Raw genomic sequence first — 17,231 nt, 5'->3', positions numbered from 1 at the left:
GGGCTACTTCTTCGGAAGTTTGAACTGGGAGAGGTCGAGGCCCTCGAGTCCGGGCGGCAGTTCGTCGAGCCCCTTCGGCATGTTGGACAGGTCGGGCATCCCGCTACCGGCAGGCATACCGCCCGGGAGTCCACCTGGCAGGCCTCCGGGGAATCCGCCCTTCATCTTCGGCGGGGTCGGACCCTTGCCTCCCTTTTTGCCCTTCTTGCCCTTCTTGCCCCGCTGAGGTTTACGCCCACCCGGCATACCCATGCGACCGGCCATGGCAGCCATCATCTTGCGGGCCTCGAAGAACCTGTCGACCAGTTGATTGACATCGGAGACCTTGACACCGGAACCGTTCGCGATGCGCAGACGCCGGGAAGCGTTGATGATCTTCGGGTCGGCACGCTCGGCCGGTGTCATACCGCGGATGATTGCCTGAACGCGGTCCAGTTGCTTCTCGTCGACGTTCGCGAGCTGGTCCTTCATCTGCGCCGCGCCCGGCAGCATGCCGAGCAGGTTGCCGATCGGGCCCATCTTGCGGACGGCCATCATCTGCTCGAGGAAGTCCTCGAGGGTGAGCTGACCCGAACCGATCTTGCTGGCAGTCGCCTCCGCCTGCTTCGCGTCGAAATGCTGCTCGGCAGCTTCGATCAGGCTGAGAACGTCGCCCATGCCCAGGATGCGGCTGGCCATACGGTCCGGATGGAAGACGTCGAAGTCTTCGAGCTTCTCACCGGTCGATGCGAAGAGGATGGGCTCACCGGTGATTTCACGGACGCTGAGCGCGGCACCACCACGGGCGTCGCCGTCGAGCTTGGTGAGAACGACACCGGTGAAGCCGACGCCTTCGCGGAACGCCTCGGCGGTGCTGACTGCGTCCTGACCGATCATCGCGTCGAGGACGAAAAGCGTCTCGTCGGGCTGGACCGCGTCCCGAATGCCCGCTGCCTGGGCCATCAACTCGGAGTCGATACCGAGACGACCGGCGGTGTCGACCACGACCACGTCGTACTGCTTGTTGCGAGCTTCCTCGACACCGGCGCGCGCCACCTCGACGGGATCGGCTGCCGTCACACCCAGTTCGTTCTCGCCGCCGCCGATCGAGGTGCCGGGGTGCGGTGCGAACACTGTCGCGCCCGCTCGCTCACCGACGATCTGCAACTGCGAGACCGCGCCGGGTCGCTGAAGGTCGCAGGCCACCAGCAGCGGCGTGTGCCCCTGGTCCTTCAACCACTTGGCGAGCTTTCCCGCGAGGGTGGTCTTACCGGAACCCTGAAGGCCGGCGAGCATCACCACGGTGGGCGGGTTCTTCGCGAAAGCCAGACGACGGGTCTCGCCACCGAGGATTCCGACAAGTTCCTCGTTGACGATCTTGACGACCTGCTGGGCCGGGTTGAGCGCGCCGGACACCTCGACGCCCTTCGCGCGTTCCTTGATCTTCGCGATGAAGGTCCGCACGACCGGGAGCGCGACGTCGGCCTCGAGGAGGGCGAGCCGGATCTCACGGCACGTCGCATCGATGTCGGCGCCGGAGAGTCGACCCTTGCCACGCAGATCCTTGAGGGATCCGGTCAATCTGTCGGAAAGGGATTCGAACACCGAGTGCGCTCCTGAGTTCGTAAGAGTGTGCCGCCGCGCCTGCGTCGACTACGTGGATATTCTCGGATACCAGCCTAACCGCTGCCGTTCCCGGCAATCATCATCCCCCGGCAGCGCCGCCCTCTCCGGCCGGAGGCGTGACCGGCTTCGTGAGGGGGACGACAGAGAGAACAGCAGCTTCGATGTCCTCGCGCACACTGCGGGTGTCGATACCGTCGCGGCCCACGCAGAACGCGTCGATGACGGACGACCCGAGAGTGCTGACGCGCGCCCATCGCACGTCTGCCCCACACCGTTCGAGCGCGAACGCCAACCTGCACAGCAATCCGACCCGGTCCTCTGCTCGCAACTCCAGAATCGCCTCTCCCGGGTTGGGCGCATCGAACCAGATGATCCGCGGAGGAGCCTGCGCCCACAACGACGGAACTCCGGTCGCGCCTTCCTCTCGTTGATGTTCCCTCGACTCGGCGTCCTTCACGTCCAGAGCATTCGTCACGTCCAGCTCACCGGCGAGGGCTCTGATCAGCTCCTGCCTCAACAATCCCGCCTGTGGGGGCGACCCGAAGCGCGGCGACACCGCGAACGAGTTGATCGCAGCTCCGTCGTGGCTGCCCAGCGAGGCCGAGTACACGCGGAGCGAATTGAGTGCGAGCACACCTGCCGCCTTGGCGAGCAGGCCAGGGGCGTCGGGGGCGATCACCGTCACGACGTAGGTGTGCGCCGTGTCCGTGGTGTCGAGTGCGACGTGGACGCCACCCGTCGCGGCAAGTGACACGTGCTCCGGATCGAGTGGGTCCGGAGCCGGCAACACGTCCCCGGCCATCACCATGCGGCAACGCCGAACGAGTTCCCCGATCAGCGAGGACTTCCAGTCCCCCCACACACCCGGACCGGTAGCGAGCGAGTCCGCTTCCGCCAGAGCGTGCAGCAGTTCGAGGAGAACCGTGTCGCCACCCAGCGCGTCGACCACCTTCTGCACCGTCGCCGGATCGTCCAGATCACGCCGAGTCGCGGTCGCCGGAAGCAGCAGGTGGTGTCGGACCATCGCCGTCAGAAGTGCGAGATCGGACGGCCACAATCCCAGCCGCACACCGATCTGATCGGCCAGTTCGGCCCCCACGATGCTGTGGTCTCCCCCGCGCCCCTTGCCGATGTCGTGCAGAAGGGCACCGAGTACCAACAGGTCCGGACGGCTGACGCGTGTGGTGAACCCGCTGGCGTATGCCGCCGTTTCGACGAGGTGACGATCGACCGTCCAGGTGTGCACGGCATCACGTGGCGGCAGATCTCTGACTGCTCCCCACTCGGGCAACAACCGGCCCCACAACCCGGTCCGGTCGAGTGCCTCGATGGTCGGAATCATGCGAGTACCGCTGCCCAACAACACGAGCAGATCGCTGAGCGCCTCCGTCGGCCACGGTTGCCGTAGTTCCGGCGCACTGTCCGCGAGTCGGCTCAACGTCGACGCGGACATCGGCATCCCCGTCTGCGCTGCGGCAGCTGCGACACGGGTGATCAGTGCGGGATCCTTCTTCGGCCGCGCGTCCCGCGCAAGCACCACCTCACCACCGTGCTCGACGACACCCTCGTCCAGAGGACGACGAACCGGAACCCGACGGAGCACCGAAAGGCCCCGTCGCGGCAGCGAATTGGCGGCCGTGCGAATCCCGACGTCCACCGAGTATCCGATCGTTCGGGCAGAGTCGCTCAGGGTCCTCGCCAAGTCGAACCTGTCACCGAGTCGCAGTGCGGCACCGATCTCGTCCGCATCCTGCGCAAGAACCTGATCGCGTGCCCGCCCCGCAACGCGATGCAACTCGGTTCGCACGTCCAACAGCCGGCCGTGAGCAACCGTCAGCCCGCCGCCCGGCGATTCGGGATCGAGACCCGGCATCCCGTCGGTCAGTTGAGCGATCGCCAGCGCATTGAGCAGTTGCACGTCGCGCAAGCCGCCGCGGCCACTCTTGAGATCCGGTTCCGCACGATGCGCGATCTCGCCGCTGCGTTCCCACCGGGATCTGGTCTGGTCGATCAGTTCGTCGAATCGGCTGCGGATGTCGGTGCGCCACTGGCGACGAACTCCACCGATCAGGAGATTGCTCAGCTCGATGTCTCCGACGATGTGACGCGCTTCGAGCATCCCCAGAGCCGCCGTCATGTCGTTTGCCGCGACCTGCAGGGCCTGCGGAATCGTACGCACGCTGTGGTCGAGTTTGATGTGGGCGTCCCACAGCGGGTACCAGAACTGATCGGCGATTTCTGCCACCACGTCCGGATCGACGTTGTCGTGCAGCAGGATCAGGTCCAGATCCGAATGCGGCAGCAATTCCCGGCGGCCCAGTCCGCCTACCGCAACCAGTGCCAGACCGCAGTCCGGCGACATTCCGAGCTCTGTACCCTTGGTCGTGAGCCAGAATTCGTGCAGTTCCACAAGCGCGCTGCGCAGCGCCGGCGCGTCGAGTCGACGCGTTCGGCCACCGCCGGCCCCGGAACCCTGCTCACTGCGGAGCAGAAGTTGCCGGCGTGCCCGGACGAGGTCGTCTGCCGCACTTGGCGATGCGAGTTCGGTGCGCCCGGACGAAGACGGCCCCGATCCTGCTGCCGAAGCAGCAGAATCAGGGCCGATCGATCCGGACCCGCGTGGGTCAGAGTGCATCCGCGCCGCGTTCTCCGGTGCGAACCCGGATCACCGACTCGACCGGCGAGACCCACACCTTTCCGTCACCGATCTTTCCGGTGCGAGCGGCCTCGACGATCACCTCGACGACCTTGTCGACCGCCGAGTCGTCGACCACAACCTCCACCCGAACCTTCGGGACGAAGTCGACGGAGTACTCGGCACCGCGGTAGACCTCTGTGTGCCCCTTCTGCCGACCGTAGCCCTGGACCTCGCTGACGGTCATGCCGAGCACGCCAGCCTGCTCGAGGCCTGTCTTCACGTCCTCGAGGGTGAACGGCTTGACAATTGCCGTGATCAGCTTCATTTTCCGATTCCTTCCAATGTTCTGCGGTTCACAGTAGGGTTCTGCAATTCACAGTAGGGCCATCACCAGGGTTGACAAGGTCCATCAGCGGATCATGCGAGGTCATAAGCGGTCTCGGCGTGTTCTGCCTCGTCGATGCCACGCGCCTCGTCCTCCCGCGATACCCGCCAACCGAGCGGCTTCAGTGCCAGCGCGATCACGGCGGTGAGGATCGCGGTGAACACGAGTGCGACCACGGCGATGACCACCTGAACGACGAGTTGCTTGTAATCACCACCGTAGAACAAACCGGTCTCGGTACCGAGCAGGCCGATCGCGACGGTCCCCCACAGGCCGGACACGAGGTGAACGCCGACGACGTCGAGGGAGTCGTCGTATCCGAAGCGGAACTTCAGTCCGACGGCCAGTGCCGACAGCACACCGGCGATCACACCGAGTACGAGCGAACCGATCGGGCTGAGCGAACCGGCAGCCGGGGTGATCGCCACGAGACCCGCGACCGCACCCGATGCTGCGCCGAGGCTGGTGGCGTGACCGTCACGAATCCGCTCCGTCAGAAGCCAGCCGAGAATGGCGGCGGCGGTGGCGGCCGTGGTGTTGACCCACGCGAGGCCGGCAGCGCCATCGGCGGCGAAAGCCGAGCCCGCATTGAATCCGAACCACCCGAACCACAGGAGCGCGGCGCCGAGCATCACGAACGGAAGATTGTGCGGACGGAACGCCGTCTTACCGAAACCTGCGCGCTTTCCGATGATCAGGACCAGAACGAAGGCTGCGATACCGGCATTTATGTGCACGACCGTGCCGCCGGCGAAGTCGATCGGCTCGACAGCGGCAACGAGCCCACCTTCGCCATCGTCGACCGTGCCGAAGATCTTCGCTGCAAGGCTGTCCTCGGAACCCGACAGCAGGCCACCACCCCACACCATGTGGGCGAGCGGGAAGTACACGACCGTGACCCAGATGGCCGAGAACACCATCCACGTCCCGAACTTGACGCGTTCTGCCAGCGCACCGCTGATCAACGCCGTGGTGATGATCGCGAACGTCACCTGGAACGCGATGTCGATGACGTTGGGATATCCGGCCGCACCGGCGATGAAGTTGCCCTCCGCATCCGTGATGCTGTCCTTCAGGCCGAAGAACTCGAACGGATTGGCGAAGATTCCGCCGATGTCCTGGGTGCCGTAGGACATCGACCAGCCCCACAGCACGTACACGACCGCAATGACGGCCATGGCGCCGAACGACATCATCATCATGTTCAGCACGGACTTCGACCGGGACATCCCACCGTAGAAGAAGGCCAGGCCGGGGGTCATCAGCAACACCAAGGATGCCGCCATCAGCATCCACGCGGCATTACCGGAGTTTGCCAACACTTCGTCGGGACTCACTTACTACCTCCTCGTCGCGCGCGCCGGGGACAGCACGTCGTAAGGAGAAGAGTGGTTTCACGGTGTTTCGGCTGTGGCTCTGCACGGTTTCACCTGTGTGAACGCATCCACCATTTGTGTTGCGTACACGTTTCGCCAGGCACTTTGCGGAGCGAATGCGGCTGTGAGGACGGCTAGCCCAGCAGTGCGTCCACGAAGGCGGCCGGCTCGAACGGCGCCAGATCGTCCGCGCCCTCACCGAGACCCACCAATTTCACGGGTACCCCCAACTCGTGCTGAACCTGGAAGACGATTCCGCCCTTCGCGGTGCCGTCGAGCTTGGTGAGGACGACACCCGTGATGTCCACGACGTCCGCGAAGACACGGGCCTGCGCGAGTCCGTTCTGGCCGATGGTCGCATCGAGAACGAGAAGAACGTCGTCCACGGACGCCTTCTTCTCCACGACACGCTTGACCTTGCCCAGTTCGTCCATCAGCCCGGTCTTCGTGTGCAACCGGCCCGCGGTGTCGATGAGGACGGCGTCGACTCCGTTCTCCGTGCCCTTGACGACCGCGTCGAACGCGATGGCTGCGGGATCCGCACCCTCCTTGCCGCGCACCACTTCGGCACCCACGCGTTCGGCCCACGTCTGCAGCTGATCTGCGGCTGCAGCGCGGAAGGTATCGGCTGCACCGAGCACGACACGGCGTCCGTCGCCCACGAGAACACGAGCCAGCTTGCCCGTCGTGGTGGTCTTGCCGGTTCCGTTCACGCCGACGACCAGAAGGACCGCCGGATGGTCGGCGTGAGGAAGCGCCCTGACGGACCTGTCCAGATCGGGCTTCAACTCGGTGATCATCACCTCGCGCAGGAGCGCACGGGCTTCGGATTCGGTGCGAACGCTGCGGGAAGCCATCTGCTCACGCAAGGACGTGACGATCTTCTCGGTCGTCGCCGAACCGAGATCGGCGATCAGCAGGGTGTCCTCGACCTCTTCCCACGAATCCTCGTCCAGGTCACCGCCACCGAGGATGCCGAGCAGACTCTTGCCGACCGCGGACTGGGAACGCGACAGGCGACCGCGCAGACGATCCAGGCGGCCTTCTGTGGGAGCGATCTCGTCGAGAACCGGAGCGGGCGCGGCCTCGGGCTCGGGTGCCGGCTCGGTTTCAGGTTCAGGTTCGGGCGCCGGTTCGGGTTCTGGTACCGGCTCAGGTTCCGGCTCTGCCTCCACGGGCGCGGGTGTCGGAGCGACCTCGGGCTCGACCGGTTCTGCAGTGACCGGCTCTGCGACCGGTGCATCCGCCGCCGCAGGTGATTCCGGAGCGGCCGGCTCGGGGGCTACGGGGTGTTCGGGTTCCGGTTCCGGCTGCGGCTCGGGTGCCGGCTTCGGGGTCGGCACCGCTTCGCGCGGGGGCGCCGTAGCCGTCGCTCCCTGACTGAAACTGAAGCCGCTGCCGGCCTTGTAGCCGCCCGATCGGTCCTTGTCGCCCGCATCGACCTGACGCGTCTCCGGCTCGGTGAGCGAGATGCGTCGGCGGCGATACAGCACCGTGCCGACGACGAGTACGACGAGAAGAACGGCCAGTACGGCCGCAATGGCAATCCAAGCTCCGGTAGTCACGCCGTCATTGTTTCAGGCGTCGCCCCGCGTCGCACACTCCTGCCGGTCAGGCGTCCGCGGCGACCATGTCCTGTCCCCGCAGCCGCTGCGAGATGACGGTGGTGATGCCATCGCCTCGCATGCTCACTCCGTAGAGGGCGTCCGCCACTTCCATGGTCGGCTTCTGGTGCGTGATCACGATGAGCTGTGACTTCTCGCGAAGTTGCTCGAACAGTCCGATGAGACGCCGCAGGTTGGTGTCGTCCAATGCCGCCTCGACCTCGTCCATCACATAGAAGGGGGACGGCCGGGCGCGGAAGATGGCGACCAGCATGGCAACGGCCGTCAACGACTTCTCACCACCCGACAGCAACGACAGACGTTTGACCTTCTTGCCCGGTGGCCTCGCCTCGACCTCGATACCGGTGGTGAGCATGTCCGACGGATCGGTCAGCACCAGCCGACCCTCGCCGCCCGGGAACAACTTCGCGAACACCTCTACGAACTCGCGTTCCACGTCGGCGTATGCCTCCGTGAACACCTGCAGAATGCGGGCGTCCACATCTGCGACCACCCCGAGCAGGTCCTTGCGCGCCGACTTCACGTCCTCGAGTTGAGTAGAGAGGAAGTTGTACCGCTCCTCGAGAGCTGCGAACTCCTCGAGTGCGAGGGGGTTGACCTTGCCGAGAGTGGTCAGATCCTTCTCGGCGCGCTTCGCGCGCCGCTCCTGAGTTGCGCGATCGTAGGGAACCGGGGCGGGTTTCGTGACCTGCTCACCGCGCTCCTTCGCCTGCTCGTATTCCTCGAGCTCGAGAGCGGACGGCGGCAGCGCCACGTCGGGGCCGTACTCCGCAATCAGGTCGTCCAGCCCGATTCCGTGCTGCTCGAGAATCGACTCCTCGAGCTGTTCGATACGCAGAGCAGCCTGTGCACGCGCGACTTCGTCGCGATGAACCGCATCCGTCAGCGACGCCATCTGTGCGGACAGGTCACGAACCCGTTCCTTGACCTGCTCGAGTTGTTCGGTGCGTTCGGTGCGGTGGCGTGCGAGCTCGTCCCGATGCGTCATTGCGGCAGTGACCACTTCGTCCAGATGATCGGCCACTCGCTGACCGGATTCGGCCACCGCACCTGCCACGGCCGCTGCGTTCTGTCTGGCCTTCATCGCCCGTTCGGCACGCGCGCGGGCATCACGCTCCGCGCGGGCAGCTCGACGCAACGAGTCCGCCTTGCCTCGCACGGATTCGGCACGTTCCTCTGCGGTCCGCACCGCCAGTCGTGCGTCGACCTCCACAGCGCGGGCCTCGGACAGGGCGGCAGCGGCCATCTCGCGGTCGGATCCGGTGTTCGCGGAGGCCGCGTAGTCGTCCTCTCCCCCGCTCTCCTGCTCGGCGAGCCGCAATCGTTCCTCGAGCTCCGCGAGTTCGGTGAGCGTGTCGCCGCGGCCGCTCTCCGCCCTTTCACGCTGTTGCGCAAGGCGATCGGACTCGGCGTGTGCGGCCCGGGCAGCCTGCCCCAAGCGCCCGAGCTTCTCGTAGATCGCCGACATCGCGGCATCCGATTCGTTGAGAGCGGCCAACGACTGTTCGGCACTCTCCTGTCGGGCCACCTGCTCTTCGCGGGCACCCGACAGTGCCGCCGACAACTCTTCGGCTCTGCGCTCCGCGTGCGCGAGGTCCTTGCTCGAGTCGTCGATGGCCGCTTGGACCTCGAGCGTGCTCGGTTGCCGATCCGAGCCGCCGGTCATCCACCCGGCTCCGAGAAGATCGCCGTCCTTCGTCACGGCATGCAGGCCGGGGTCGGCGGTGGTCACGGCCACGGCCTGGTCCACGTCGTCGACCACGACGACTCCGCGCAGAAGCGCTGCGAGACCGGGACGCAGTTCGGTCGGGGCCTCGACGACGTCACTCGCCCACCGCGAATTCGCGGGTGCGGGGACCGTGTCGGGTCCACCGCTCGTTCCGATCAAGAGGGAGGCTCTGCCGCCGTCTCCCGACTTCAGCGCGACCACTGCACCCTTCGCCGCATCGAGCGATTCGGCGATCACCGCATCTGCAGCCGGTCCGAGTGCTGCGGCCACGGCAACCTCGTAGCCCTTCTCCACCGTGATCCGATCGGACAACGTGCCGAGTACCCCGTCGCCGGATCGATGCTCGAGCAACCAGGCACCGCCGTCTCTGCGCTCGAGACCCATCGACAGTGCGTCGATGCGCGCTCGCAGCGAAACGACCCGTTGGCTGGCCGCGCGCTCCTGCTCCTGGAGCTCGTCGACCCGCTCGGTGGCGTACTTCAAGGCCTCGACGGCGCGCTCGTGGTTGGAGTCGAGCCCGAGCTCGCCGGCGTCGAGATCGCCGATCTCGGCCTGCACAGCCTCGAATTCGGCTTGCGCCTCTTCTCCACGTGCGCGGGCCTCTTCGATCGACGCGGTCAGGCGGGCCACCTCTGCGTCCACCGACTCACCGCGCGTCCGCAGGGTGTCGACCCGACCGGACAGCCTCGCGAGACCTTCCCGCCGATCGGCGATGGCGCGAACCTCTGCCATGTGCGCCCGCTCCGCGGCGGCGGCTGTCTCCTCGTTGATCGCCAACTGTTCCTTTGCCGCGTCCAGCGCGGCGCGGGCCATCTCGGTGGCTTCGACCAGCTCGGCTTCCTCGGCCGCGATCCGATCGGCTCGCGCCTCCATCGCGTCGGGATCCTCACCCCGGTTGGACAGGGGTTCCGAGTCGAGGTGACGGGCCCGCTCGCGAGCGATACGAATGGTCGAGTTGACTCGTTCGGCCAGCGCCGAAAGCTGGAACCACGTTTGCGCAGCAGCCTCGGCGCCCGGTGTGAGCCGGGCAAGGGACTGTTCGTGCCTGCCCAGTTCGAGGTTCGCATCGTCGAGCGCGGCCGTCACCTGGTCGTATTGCTCTCGTGCGATCTTTTCGTCCTGAGCCTGATTCTCCAGCTCCGCCCGCCGGGTCACCAGGTCGTCGGCTGCGAGACGCAACCGCGCGTCACGCAGGTCCGCCTGCACCGTCTGGGCTCTTCTGGCGACCTCGGCCTGCCTGCCCAAGGGCTTGAGCTGTCGCCGCAGTTCCGCCGTGAGGTCGGTCAGACGCGCGAGGTTGGCCTGCATCGAATCGAGCTTTCGGACGGCCTTCTCTTTGCGCTTGCGGTGTTTGAGAACGCCTGCGGCCTCTTCGATGAAGGCACGCCGATCCTCGGGCCGCGATTCGAGGATGGCTGCGAGGCGCCCCTGCCCCACGATCACGTGCATCTCGCGGCCGATACCGGAGTCGCTGAGAAGTTCCTGCACGTCCATCAACCGACACGACGAGCCGTTGATCTCGTACTCGCCCGCACCGTCACGAAACATGCGACGAGTGATCGACACTTCGGAGTAGTCGATCGGCAAGGCACCGTCGGTGTTGTCGATCGTCAGTGTCACCTCTGCGCGGCCGAGTGGTGCGCGGCCCGCGGTACCGGCGAAGATGACGTCCTCCATCTTGCCGCCGCGCAGAGCTTTGGCGCCCTGCTCGCCCATGACCCAGGTCAGAGCATCGACAACATTGGATTTGCCGGACCCGTTGGGGCCGACCACACAGGTGATTCCGGGCTCGAATCGCAGAGTCGTCGCGGACGCAAAGGACTTGAATCCCTTCAACGTCAGACTCTTCAGATGCATGGCCGACGAGTTTACCTTCGGTTCACCGTTCGACGAACCCGATCAGGTCTCCGCGCGGCGCGTCGTAACTCTCCACGACCAGATCCACCCGGCCGGGTGTCTCGCCGCCGCGCAGCAGGCCCACGAGAGTCTCCAGTCGCGCATGTTCTCCTTCGGCCACGACGAGCACGCGGCCGTCGGACTTGTTCGCCGCGTAGCCGACCAGTCCGAGCTCCAGCGCCCTCGCCCGGGTCCACCACCGAAAACCGACACCTTGGACGCGCCCGTGCACCCAGGCCGTCAGCCTTTCCATCAGCTCTCCCCGGCCACCGTGAGAGTCACGTTCGTGCCCGCCTTCAGGGTCCTGCCCACAGTGCAGACCTTGTCCACCGAGCGCTCGACGAGAGCGATCAGGCGTGCCTGCGCATCCGCGTCGAGTTCACTGAGATCGAGTTCGAGAACCTCGTCGAGCTGCGGGTACACCTCGTTCTCGCGGTCTGCGGCACCGGAGACGCGGATGGTGGCGTCGTAGTTGTCGCCCAGCCGACGAGACAACGGAAAGTCCGAGCTCATGCCACTGCACGCGGCAAGCGCGATCTTGAGGAGTTCACCCGGAGTGAAGACACCCTCGACGCTCTCCGAGCCGATACGAACCTCGGCGCCGCGCGAACTACGACCCGTGTAGAGCCGGGTGCCGGTGCGCTCGACCCACAGCTCTGTGGACGGCGTGGCGTTGTCGTCAGTCATGTGGCAATCCTGCCACTCGGTCATCCCCGAACGCGGGGCGACCTGGAACGAGGTGACGGCTGGCACACCGGACCCCATGAAGCAGGCAGTCCCGCGCTAGACTTCCGAACACGTTCCGAATACGCTCGGTTCATGACCATGGCAGCTGACCTCCCTGTCGCCACTCGACGATCGTCGGACCTGAGTAAACACTCCGCCGAGGTGTTTGCCGAGGCCGAAGATCATCCAGTCACGGTGACCCGCCGAGACGGCGAGGCACTGGTCCTGATGTCGCAGCGCGAGGCCGAAGGACGCGCACGCCTGCTCAACTTCGCCGCGCAGCTGATCACGGTGACCCTGGATCATACGGGCACGCTCGCCGAGCGCATGACGAAGGCGTTCCCGTGGATGCTGGCACTCTCCCCCGCCGATCGTGAGACCTGCGCCCAGGACCTCGTCGATGCCGCGCGAGCGTCGTTCTCGACCGATCAACCGCACCTGGCGATCACCGAGCTCACGTCTTGGAAGGAGACAGCAACCGCAATCGCCGCAGGCTTGGGTAGCACCGACCTCGAGTGGCTCGACGAAGAAGATGCCGCCAGTACCGTGGAGCGTCCCTGACCACAGAAGGGCTGGCGGGATCTCGTCGCGACGATCCGCAACCCCATGACCGACGCCTGGGAGTTTCTCACGCGCACGCCGCTGTCCACGACGCCGACGAACTACCGCCTGAGGGGCGAGCTCGGCACGATCCAGCGCGGCGGGAAGACTCATGATCGCTGGCAACACAAGCCGACGACGAAGGGCACCGCGCGTATCTGGTTCTACGTCGACGGGCGCACGGTACTCATCGAGTAGGTGCACACGAGCCATCCGAACGAGACGAAGTAGCACCGGTCGAACTAGCGTTTTCGCTGGCACACCGGGCAGCTGTACGAGCTGCGATTCATGAATTTCTCGCGGCGCATCGGTGCCCCGCACCGGTCACAGGGCTCACCTTCCCTGCCGTAGGCGTGAAGTGAGCGGTCGAAGTAGCCCGATTCCCCGTTGACGTTGACGTACAGCGCATCGAACGACGTGCCGCCCTCGGAAAGGGCAGCGTCCATGACGCTCCGCGCGGCGTCGAGGATTTCCCGTAGTTTCGGCCTGGTCAGTTTGTCGGTGAGGCGGTTTCCGTGAATCTTGGCGCGCCACAGAGCTTCGTCGGCGTAGATGTTGCCGACCCCGGACACCACGGTCTGGTCGAGCAGGGCCCGCTTGATCTCGGTGTGCTTACCGCGCAGTGTCTTCACGACGGACTCGACGTCGAATCGCGGATCCATCGGGTCACGGGCGATGTGGGCCACCGAATCCGGCACAGCTGTGCCGTCGACCGTCACCAGCTCGGCCATCGCCCAACCGCCGAACGTGCGCTGGTCGACGAATCGAAGATCGTTGCCATCCGACAGCCTGGCTCTGATACGAAGGTGCTTCTCCGCCGGCGCATCGGCCGGTTGGACCAGCATCTGGCCGCTCATTCCGAGGTGCACGACGATCGCAACTGTGCCGGGGTCGAGAACCAGCCAGAGGTATTTGCCCCGCCGATCGGCAGAGACGATGCGGTGCCCGACGATCTGTCCGGCGAGATCACCCGCGCCCAGTACGTGGCGCCTTATGGATCGCGGATGCAGAAAATCCACCGACTCCACGGTGGATCCGACGACGAATTTCTCGAGGCCGCGACGGACCACCTCGACTTCGGGAAGTTCAGGCACCGAGGCCCGGGGCGTCGCCGTCCGCCGAATCCGACAGCGCATTCCACGCTGTGCTCGCGGCCTTCTGTTCGGCTTCCTTCTTCGAGCGCCCGACACCGATCCCGAGCGGACTACCGCCGACCAGAACGGTCGCCGTGAATTCCTTGTCGTGATCCGGCCCGGTGGCGGCGATCTCGTAGACGGGCACACCAGCGCCGCGTTCTGCAGTGAGCTCCTGCAGACTGGTCTTCCAGTCGAGGCCGGCACCGAGACGAGGCGCGCGCTCGAGCAGGTCGGCGAACAGGTCGAGCACGACTCGGCGAGCGGTCTCGATCCCGTGCTCGAGATGGATGGCGCCGAGAATCGACTCCATCCCGTCGGCCAGAATGCTGGGTTTGTCGCGCCCGCCGGTCATCTCTTCGCCCTTGCCGAGCAGAAGATGGGCGCCCAGTCCACCCTCGCCGAGCTGCCTGGCCACCTCGGCCAGAGCATGCATGTTGACGACGCTCGCCCGGATCTTGGCGAGATCACCCTCGGATTTGTCGGGGTGCGCGCGGTAGAGCTTCTCGGTGACCGTCACTCCGAGGACGGAGTCACCGAGGAATTCGAGTCGCTCGTTGGTCGGCAGTCCGCCGTTCTCGTACGCATACGAGCGGTGAGTCAGAGCGAGCGTGAGCAGCTCGGACTCTATCTCCACGCCGAGAGCGGCGAGGAGGGATCGGTGATCCTCCTCGCCGCTGGCGTGTACTGCGGTGTTGTCGCTCGTCACGTCTACCGAAGACTAAACGGCGGCGGTCACCTGGCGGCCCTTGTACGTGCCGCAGGACGGGCACGCAACGTGGGGCAGCGTCTTCTCGCCGCAACCACGGTTGGGGCAGGTGACGAGGGTGGGCACAGTGGTCTTCCACTGGCTGCGACGCGACCTGGTGTTCGATCGCGACATTCTGCGCTTGGGGACAGCCACTTCTACTTCTCCTCGGCTTCGGTGTTCACAAGATTTGCGCTCGGTTCTGAATCCACGCCAAATTTGGCTGCAAGACCAGCCCAGCGAGGATCAAGTATGTCATGCCCATGCCCGGATTCGGCAATCGCCAGGCGAACGCCACATTCCGAGCACAATCCCAGGCAATCTTCACTGCACAGGGGCTGCAACGGAAGAGCCAGTCCCACGGAGTCGATCACGAGAGGTTCGAGGTCGATCTGCTCGTCCTCTACGAGGTACACCTCGTCTTCCTCTGTGGTCTCGTCGGTGGCACTGTCCGGGTACGCGAACAGTTCCGTCAGACGCAGCTCGACGTCGTCCGTGAACGGCTCGAGGCACCGGGAGCACTCACCCGCGACGGGGGCGGAGAGCGTTCCGGTCACCAGCACACCTTCGGAGACCGCTTCGAGCTTCAGGTCGAGGTCGATGTCCGTCCCCTCGGGGATGGCAACGAGATCCAGACCGATTCGACGCTGTGCGGGCACGACTCGTTCGACCGTCTGCATCGACCCCGGACGACGACCCAGAGCGGCCGTGCCCAGCACGAAACCCGCATCCTTGACCGGATGCGACGGACGGTGATGACGGGAAGTCACGAGAATCGCTTTCGACGTGTACTGAATGGGCAACCACTCAACGATACGCGATCGGCAGCGTGGGCTCCAACCGGAAGCGGCAAGCTACCTGCGGCGGCGGTCGTCCTCGTAATCGGGCGCGTAGTCGGGCACACCGGACCCGGTCCGGAGCTGCTGGCGCCCCCGGCCCACAGAGCGGATGGTGCCACTGAGGAAGTCTTCGAACTCGGCCAGCTTGGTGTCGACGTACACGTCGCAGTCCGAACGGAGACGATCCGATTCGGCATGAGCCGAGTCGATGACCCTGGCGGATTCGGCGTGGGCGGCCTGCACGACCTCGGTCTGGGAGACCAACCGTTCCTGCTCCGCCGTACCGTCGGCCACCGAACGCTCGTAGCTCGCCTTCCCGGACTCGATCATCCGGTCGGCCTCGCTGCGTGCCCGCCCGGTGACGGACTCGTACTCCCGGCGGCCCTCGTCGACGGCTCGCTCAGCTTCCGCTTCGGCGTCGCCGATGAGTTGGTCGGCGTGGGCACGCGCCTCGGTGACCATGCGATCTGCCTGGGCCTTGGCGTCCGACAGAATCCGGTCGGCGTCCTCGCGAGCATTCTCGACCATCGAGTCGGCCTCGGTAGTCGCCACCGACACCGTCTTCTCGGCGCTCGCACGGGCGTCGCCGACCAACTTGTCACGGTGGTCGAGCACGTCCTGGGCGTCGTCGAGTTCACCGGGAATCGCGTCACGCACGTCGTCGAGCAGTTCGAGAACGTCACCGCGCGGCACGACGCAGCCCGCGGTCATCGGAACTCCGCGCGCCTCTTCGACGATCGCGACGAGCTCGTCCAGCGCCTCGAATACCCGGTACACAAGCAACCCCATTCGTCGGTGACACAGCTACGGCTGCAAGTCTGCCGGATCGACTGCGCCGATGTGCGGCGTGAGTGGGTGTGTCGGCTTTCAGCTCTGCTCGGTTGCACGCTCGGCGATGCGCTCGAGCAGCTGGGAGTGCACTTTCGCCGGCAACATGTCGGCGACATCACCCCCGAACGTGGCCACTTCCTTGACGAGCGAACTCGACAGGTAGCTGTAGGTCGGGTTGGTGGGGATGAACAAGGTGTCCACGCCGGACAACTTCTGGTTCATCTGCGCCATCTGCAGTTCGTAATCGAAATCGTTGGCGCCACGCAGACCCTTCACGATGGCCGTGATGCCCTCTTGCTTCGCATAGTCGACGAGCAGTCCGTGCCACGAACTGATGCGCACGTTCCCGAGATCGCTGGTCGCGTCCTCGAGCATCCGGATACGCTCGTCCACGGTGAACAGTCCGCGTTTGCTCTTGTTGATCATCACCGTGACGACGACCTCGTCGAATTGCGCAGCTGCCCTGGATATGACATCCAGGTGGCCGTTCGTCACAGGGTCGAAGGATCCCGGGCACACAGCTCCAGTCATGAGTCCCGACCGTAGCAGGTGGCGAGTTCGATTCTGGCTTCGCCGTACTTCTTGCCCTTGCGCCCCTCGAAACCGTCGGGCCAGGACGTTTCGGGTGAGCGCGAAGACCTTTCGACGACGACGAGGGAGCCGTCTCGCACCCAGCCGTTGTCACGCAATGCGATCAGCATGCCGGCCACGGCAGCGTCCTCGACCGAATACGGCGGATCGGCGAGGACGAGGTCGAATTCGCGATCGGCCCGCGACCCGACAACCGATTCCACCGACGACCGCCGCACCGTGGCCCCCGGCAACGCCGTCGCCTCGATGTTGCTCGCGACGACACGTGCTGCGGCCGCGTCGGATTCGACGAGAACGACATGAGAAGCACCCCGCGACAGTGCTTCGAGACCGAGCGCACCGGACCCGGCGTACAGGTCGAGAACCGAAATGCCCTCCAGGTCCATACGGGCGTCGATCATGCTGAACAGTGCTTCGCGCACGCGGTCCGACGTGGGGCGCGTGCCCGAGGGCGGGACTCGCAGGCGGCGCCCGCCTGCGAGTCCCGCAACGATCCGGGTCATCGAGGA

The 17,231-nt window shown here is 65.6% G+C and carries 17 protein-coding genes; 2 read left to right on the top strand and 15 right to left on the bottom strand.

Translation table 11 applies throughout. The features are described 5' to 3' along the window. Positions 1 to 3: 3 nt before the first annotated feature. The 8 genes from ffh to ACFWO3_RS03520 form a co-directional block, all read right to left on the bottom strand. Positions 4 to 1,584 (bottom strand): signal recognition particle protein, encoded by a 1,581-nt coding sequence (gene ffh, locus ACFWO3_RS03555; protein WP_378573718.1) that lies wholly within the window; start codon positions 1,582 to 1,584, stop codon positions 4 to 6. Positions 1,585 to 1,684: 100 nt separating this feature from the next. After that, positions 1,685 to 4,240: a [protein-PII] uridylyltransferase gene (locus ACFWO3_RS03550; RefSeq protein WP_378573716.1), complete on the bottom strand. Its 2,556-nt coding sequence runs from the start codon at positions 4,238 to 4,240 to the stop codon at positions 1,685 to 1,687. Then, positions 4,230 to 4,568, bottom strand: a complete 339-nt coding sequence (locus ACFWO3_RS03545) for a P-II family nitrogen regulator (RefSeq protein WP_378423199.1) — start codon at positions 4,566 to 4,568, stop codon at positions 4,230 to 4,232. Before ACFWO3_RS03545 ends, ACFWO3_RS03550 begins: the two co-directional genes overlap by 11 nt. Positions 4,569 to 4,660: 92 nt before the next feature. Further along, on the bottom strand, positions 4,661 to 5,920 hold the full coding sequence (locus ACFWO3_RS03540; protein ID WP_378574036.1) for an ammonium transporter: 1,260 nt from the start codon (positions 5,918 to 5,920) through the stop codon (positions 4,661 to 4,663). A gap of 218 nt (positions 5,921 to 6,138) precedes the next feature. Continuing rightward, positions 6,139 to 7,569 carry a signal recognition particle-docking protein FtsY gene (ftsY, locus tag ACFWO3_RS03535; RefSeq protein ID WP_378573714.1) on the bottom strand — a complete coding sequence of 477 codons (1,431 nt, stop codon included), beginning with the start codon at positions 7,567 to 7,569 and terminating at the stop codon, positions 6,139 to 6,141. A 46-nt stretch (positions 7,570 to 7,615) separates the two neighbouring features. Continuing rightward, positions 7,616 to 11,215: a chromosome segregation protein SMC gene (gene smc, locus ACFWO3_RS03530; protein WP_378573712.1), complete on the bottom strand. Its 3,600-nt coding sequence runs from the start codon at positions 11,213 to 11,215 to the stop codon at positions 7,616 to 7,618. A 22-nt stretch (positions 11,216 to 11,237) separates the two neighbouring features. Beyond that, positions 11,238 to 11,507: an acylphosphatase gene (locus ACFWO3_RS03525; protein ID WP_378573710.1), complete on the bottom strand. Its 270-nt coding sequence runs from the start codon at positions 11,505 to 11,507 to the stop codon at positions 11,238 to 11,240. Continuing rightward, positions 11,507 to 11,941 carry an OsmC family protein gene (locus tag ACFWO3_RS03520; protein WP_378573708.1) on the bottom strand — a complete coding sequence of 145 codons (435 nt, stop codon included), beginning with the start codon at positions 11,939 to 11,941 and terminating at the stop codon, positions 11,507 to 11,509. The genes ACFWO3_RS03525 and ACFWO3_RS03520 overlap by 1 nt, the downstream gene beginning before the upstream one ends. 132 nt (positions 11,942 to 12,073) lie before the next feature. Here ACFWO3_RS03520 and ACFWO3_RS03515 point away from each other — a divergent pair, with 132 nt between their 5' ends. Further along, positions 12,074 to 12,541, top strand: coding sequence for a prevent-host-death protein (locus ACFWO3_RS03515; RefSeq protein WP_378573706.1), 468 nt, complete (start codon positions 12,074 to 12,076; stop codon positions 12,539 to 12,541). A gap of 45 nt (positions 12,542 to 12,586) precedes the next feature. Beyond that, the gene (locus ACFWO3_RS03510; RefSeq protein WP_378573703.1) at positions 12,587 to 12,778 is read left to right on the top strand and encodes a hypothetical protein; all 192 of its coding nucleotides are present in this window, start codon (positions 12,587 to 12,589) and stop codon (positions 12,776 to 12,778) included. 44 nt (positions 12,779 to 12,822) lie between these two features. Here the strand turns inward: ACFWO3_RS03510 and mutM are convergent, their stop codons facing one another. The 7 genes from mutM to rsmD all read right to left on the bottom strand — a co-directional run bounded on the left by mutM (position 12,823) and on the right by rsmD (position 17,225). Continuing rightward, positions 12,823 to 13,674 (bottom strand): bifunctional DNA-formamidopyrimidine glycosylase/DNA-(apurinic or apyrimidinic site) lyase, encoded by an 852-nt coding sequence (mutM, locus tag ACFWO3_RS03505; RefSeq protein WP_378573701.1) that lies wholly within the window; start codon positions 13,672 to 13,674, stop codon positions 12,823 to 12,825. After that, positions 13,667 to 14,422 (bottom strand): ribonuclease III, encoded by a 756-nt coding sequence (gene rnc, locus ACFWO3_RS03500; protein WP_378573699.1) that lies wholly within the window; start codon positions 14,420 to 14,422, stop codon positions 13,667 to 13,669. Before rnc ends, mutM begins: the two co-directional genes overlap by 8 nt. A gap of 12 nt (positions 14,423 to 14,434) precedes the next feature. Beyond that, entirely contained in the window at positions 14,435 to 14,617 is a 183-nt protein-coding gene (gene rpmF, locus ACFWO3_RS03495; protein WP_005240446.1) for a 50S ribosomal protein L32, read from the bottom strand. 2 nt (positions 14,618 to 14,619) lie between these two features. Then, complete coding sequence (locus ACFWO3_RS03490; protein ID WP_378574034.1) at positions 14,620 to 15,180, bottom strand: YceD family protein; 561 nt, start codon at positions 15,178 to 15,180, stop codon at positions 14,620 to 14,622. A gap of 135 nt (positions 15,181 to 15,315) precedes the next feature. Beyond that, complete coding sequence (locus tag ACFWO3_RS03485; protein WP_378574031.1) at positions 15,316 to 16,077, bottom strand: DivIVA domain-containing protein; 762 nt, start codon at positions 16,075 to 16,077, stop codon at positions 15,316 to 15,318. Between the two features lie 90 nt (positions 16,078 to 16,167). Further along, complete coding sequence (coaD, locus tag ACFWO3_RS03480; RefSeq protein WP_378573697.1) at positions 16,168 to 16,662, bottom strand: pantetheine-phosphate adenylyltransferase; 495 nt, start codon at positions 16,660 to 16,662, stop codon at positions 16,168 to 16,170. Further along, positions 16,659 to 17,225 (bottom strand): 16S rRNA (guanine(966)-N(2))-methyltransferase RsmD, encoded by a 567-nt coding sequence (rsmD, locus tag ACFWO3_RS03475; RefSeq protein ID WP_378573695.1) that lies wholly within the window; start codon positions 17,223 to 17,225, stop codon positions 16,659 to 16,661. The genes coaD and rsmD overlap by 4 nt, the downstream gene beginning before the upstream one ends. Positions 17,226 to 17,231 lie beyond the last annotated feature (6 nt).

The sequence above is a fragment of the Rhodococcus sp. NPDC058521 genome (genome assembly GCF_042719695.1).
Classification (GTDB): domain Bacteria; phylum Actinomycetota; class Actinomycetes; order Mycobacteriales; family Mycobacteriaceae; genus Rhodococcus_F.
This window is presented reverse-complemented; position numbering and strand designations above follow the sequence as displayed.

Coding starts and splice junctions, on each gene's coding strand:
- ACFWO3_RS03550 (WP_378573716.1), bottom strand. CDS start 4,240: ATGCACTCTGACCCACGCGGGTCCGGATCGATCGGCCCTGATTCTGCT.
- ACFWO3_RS03545 (WP_378423199.1), bottom strand. CDS start 4,568: ATGAAGCTGATCACGGCAATTGTCAAGCCGTTCACCCTCGAGGACGTG.
- ACFWO3_RS03540 (WP_378574036.1), bottom strand. CDS start 5,920: ATGCTGATGGCGGCATCCTTGGTGTTGCTGATGACCCCCGGCCTGGCC.
- smc (WP_378573712.1), bottom strand. CDS start 11,215: ATGCATCTGAAGAGTCTGACGTTGAAGGGATTCAAGTCCTTTGCGTCC.
- ACFWO3_RS03525 (WP_378573710.1), bottom strand. CDS start 11,507: ATGGAAAGGCTGACGGCCTGGGTGCACGGGCGCGTCCAAGGTGTCGGT.
- ACFWO3_RS03520 (WP_378573708.1), bottom strand. CDS start 11,941: ATGACTGACGACAACGCCACGCCGTCCACAGAGCTGTGGGTCGAGCGC.
- ACFWO3_RS03515 (WP_378573706.1), top strand. CDS start 12,074: ATGACCATGGCAGCTGACCTCCCTGTCGCCACTCGACGATCGTCGGAC.
- ACFWO3_RS03510 (WP_378573703.1), top strand. CDS start 12,587: ATGACCGACGCCTGGGAGTTTCTCACGCGCACGCCGCTGTCCACGACG.
- coaD (WP_378573697.1), bottom strand. CDS start 16,662: ATGACTGGAGCTGTGTGCCCGGGATCCTTCGACCCTGTGACGAACGGC.
- rsmD (WP_378573695.1), bottom strand. CDS start 17,225: ATGACCCGGATCGTTGCGGGACTCGCAGGCGGGCGCCGCCTGCGAGTC.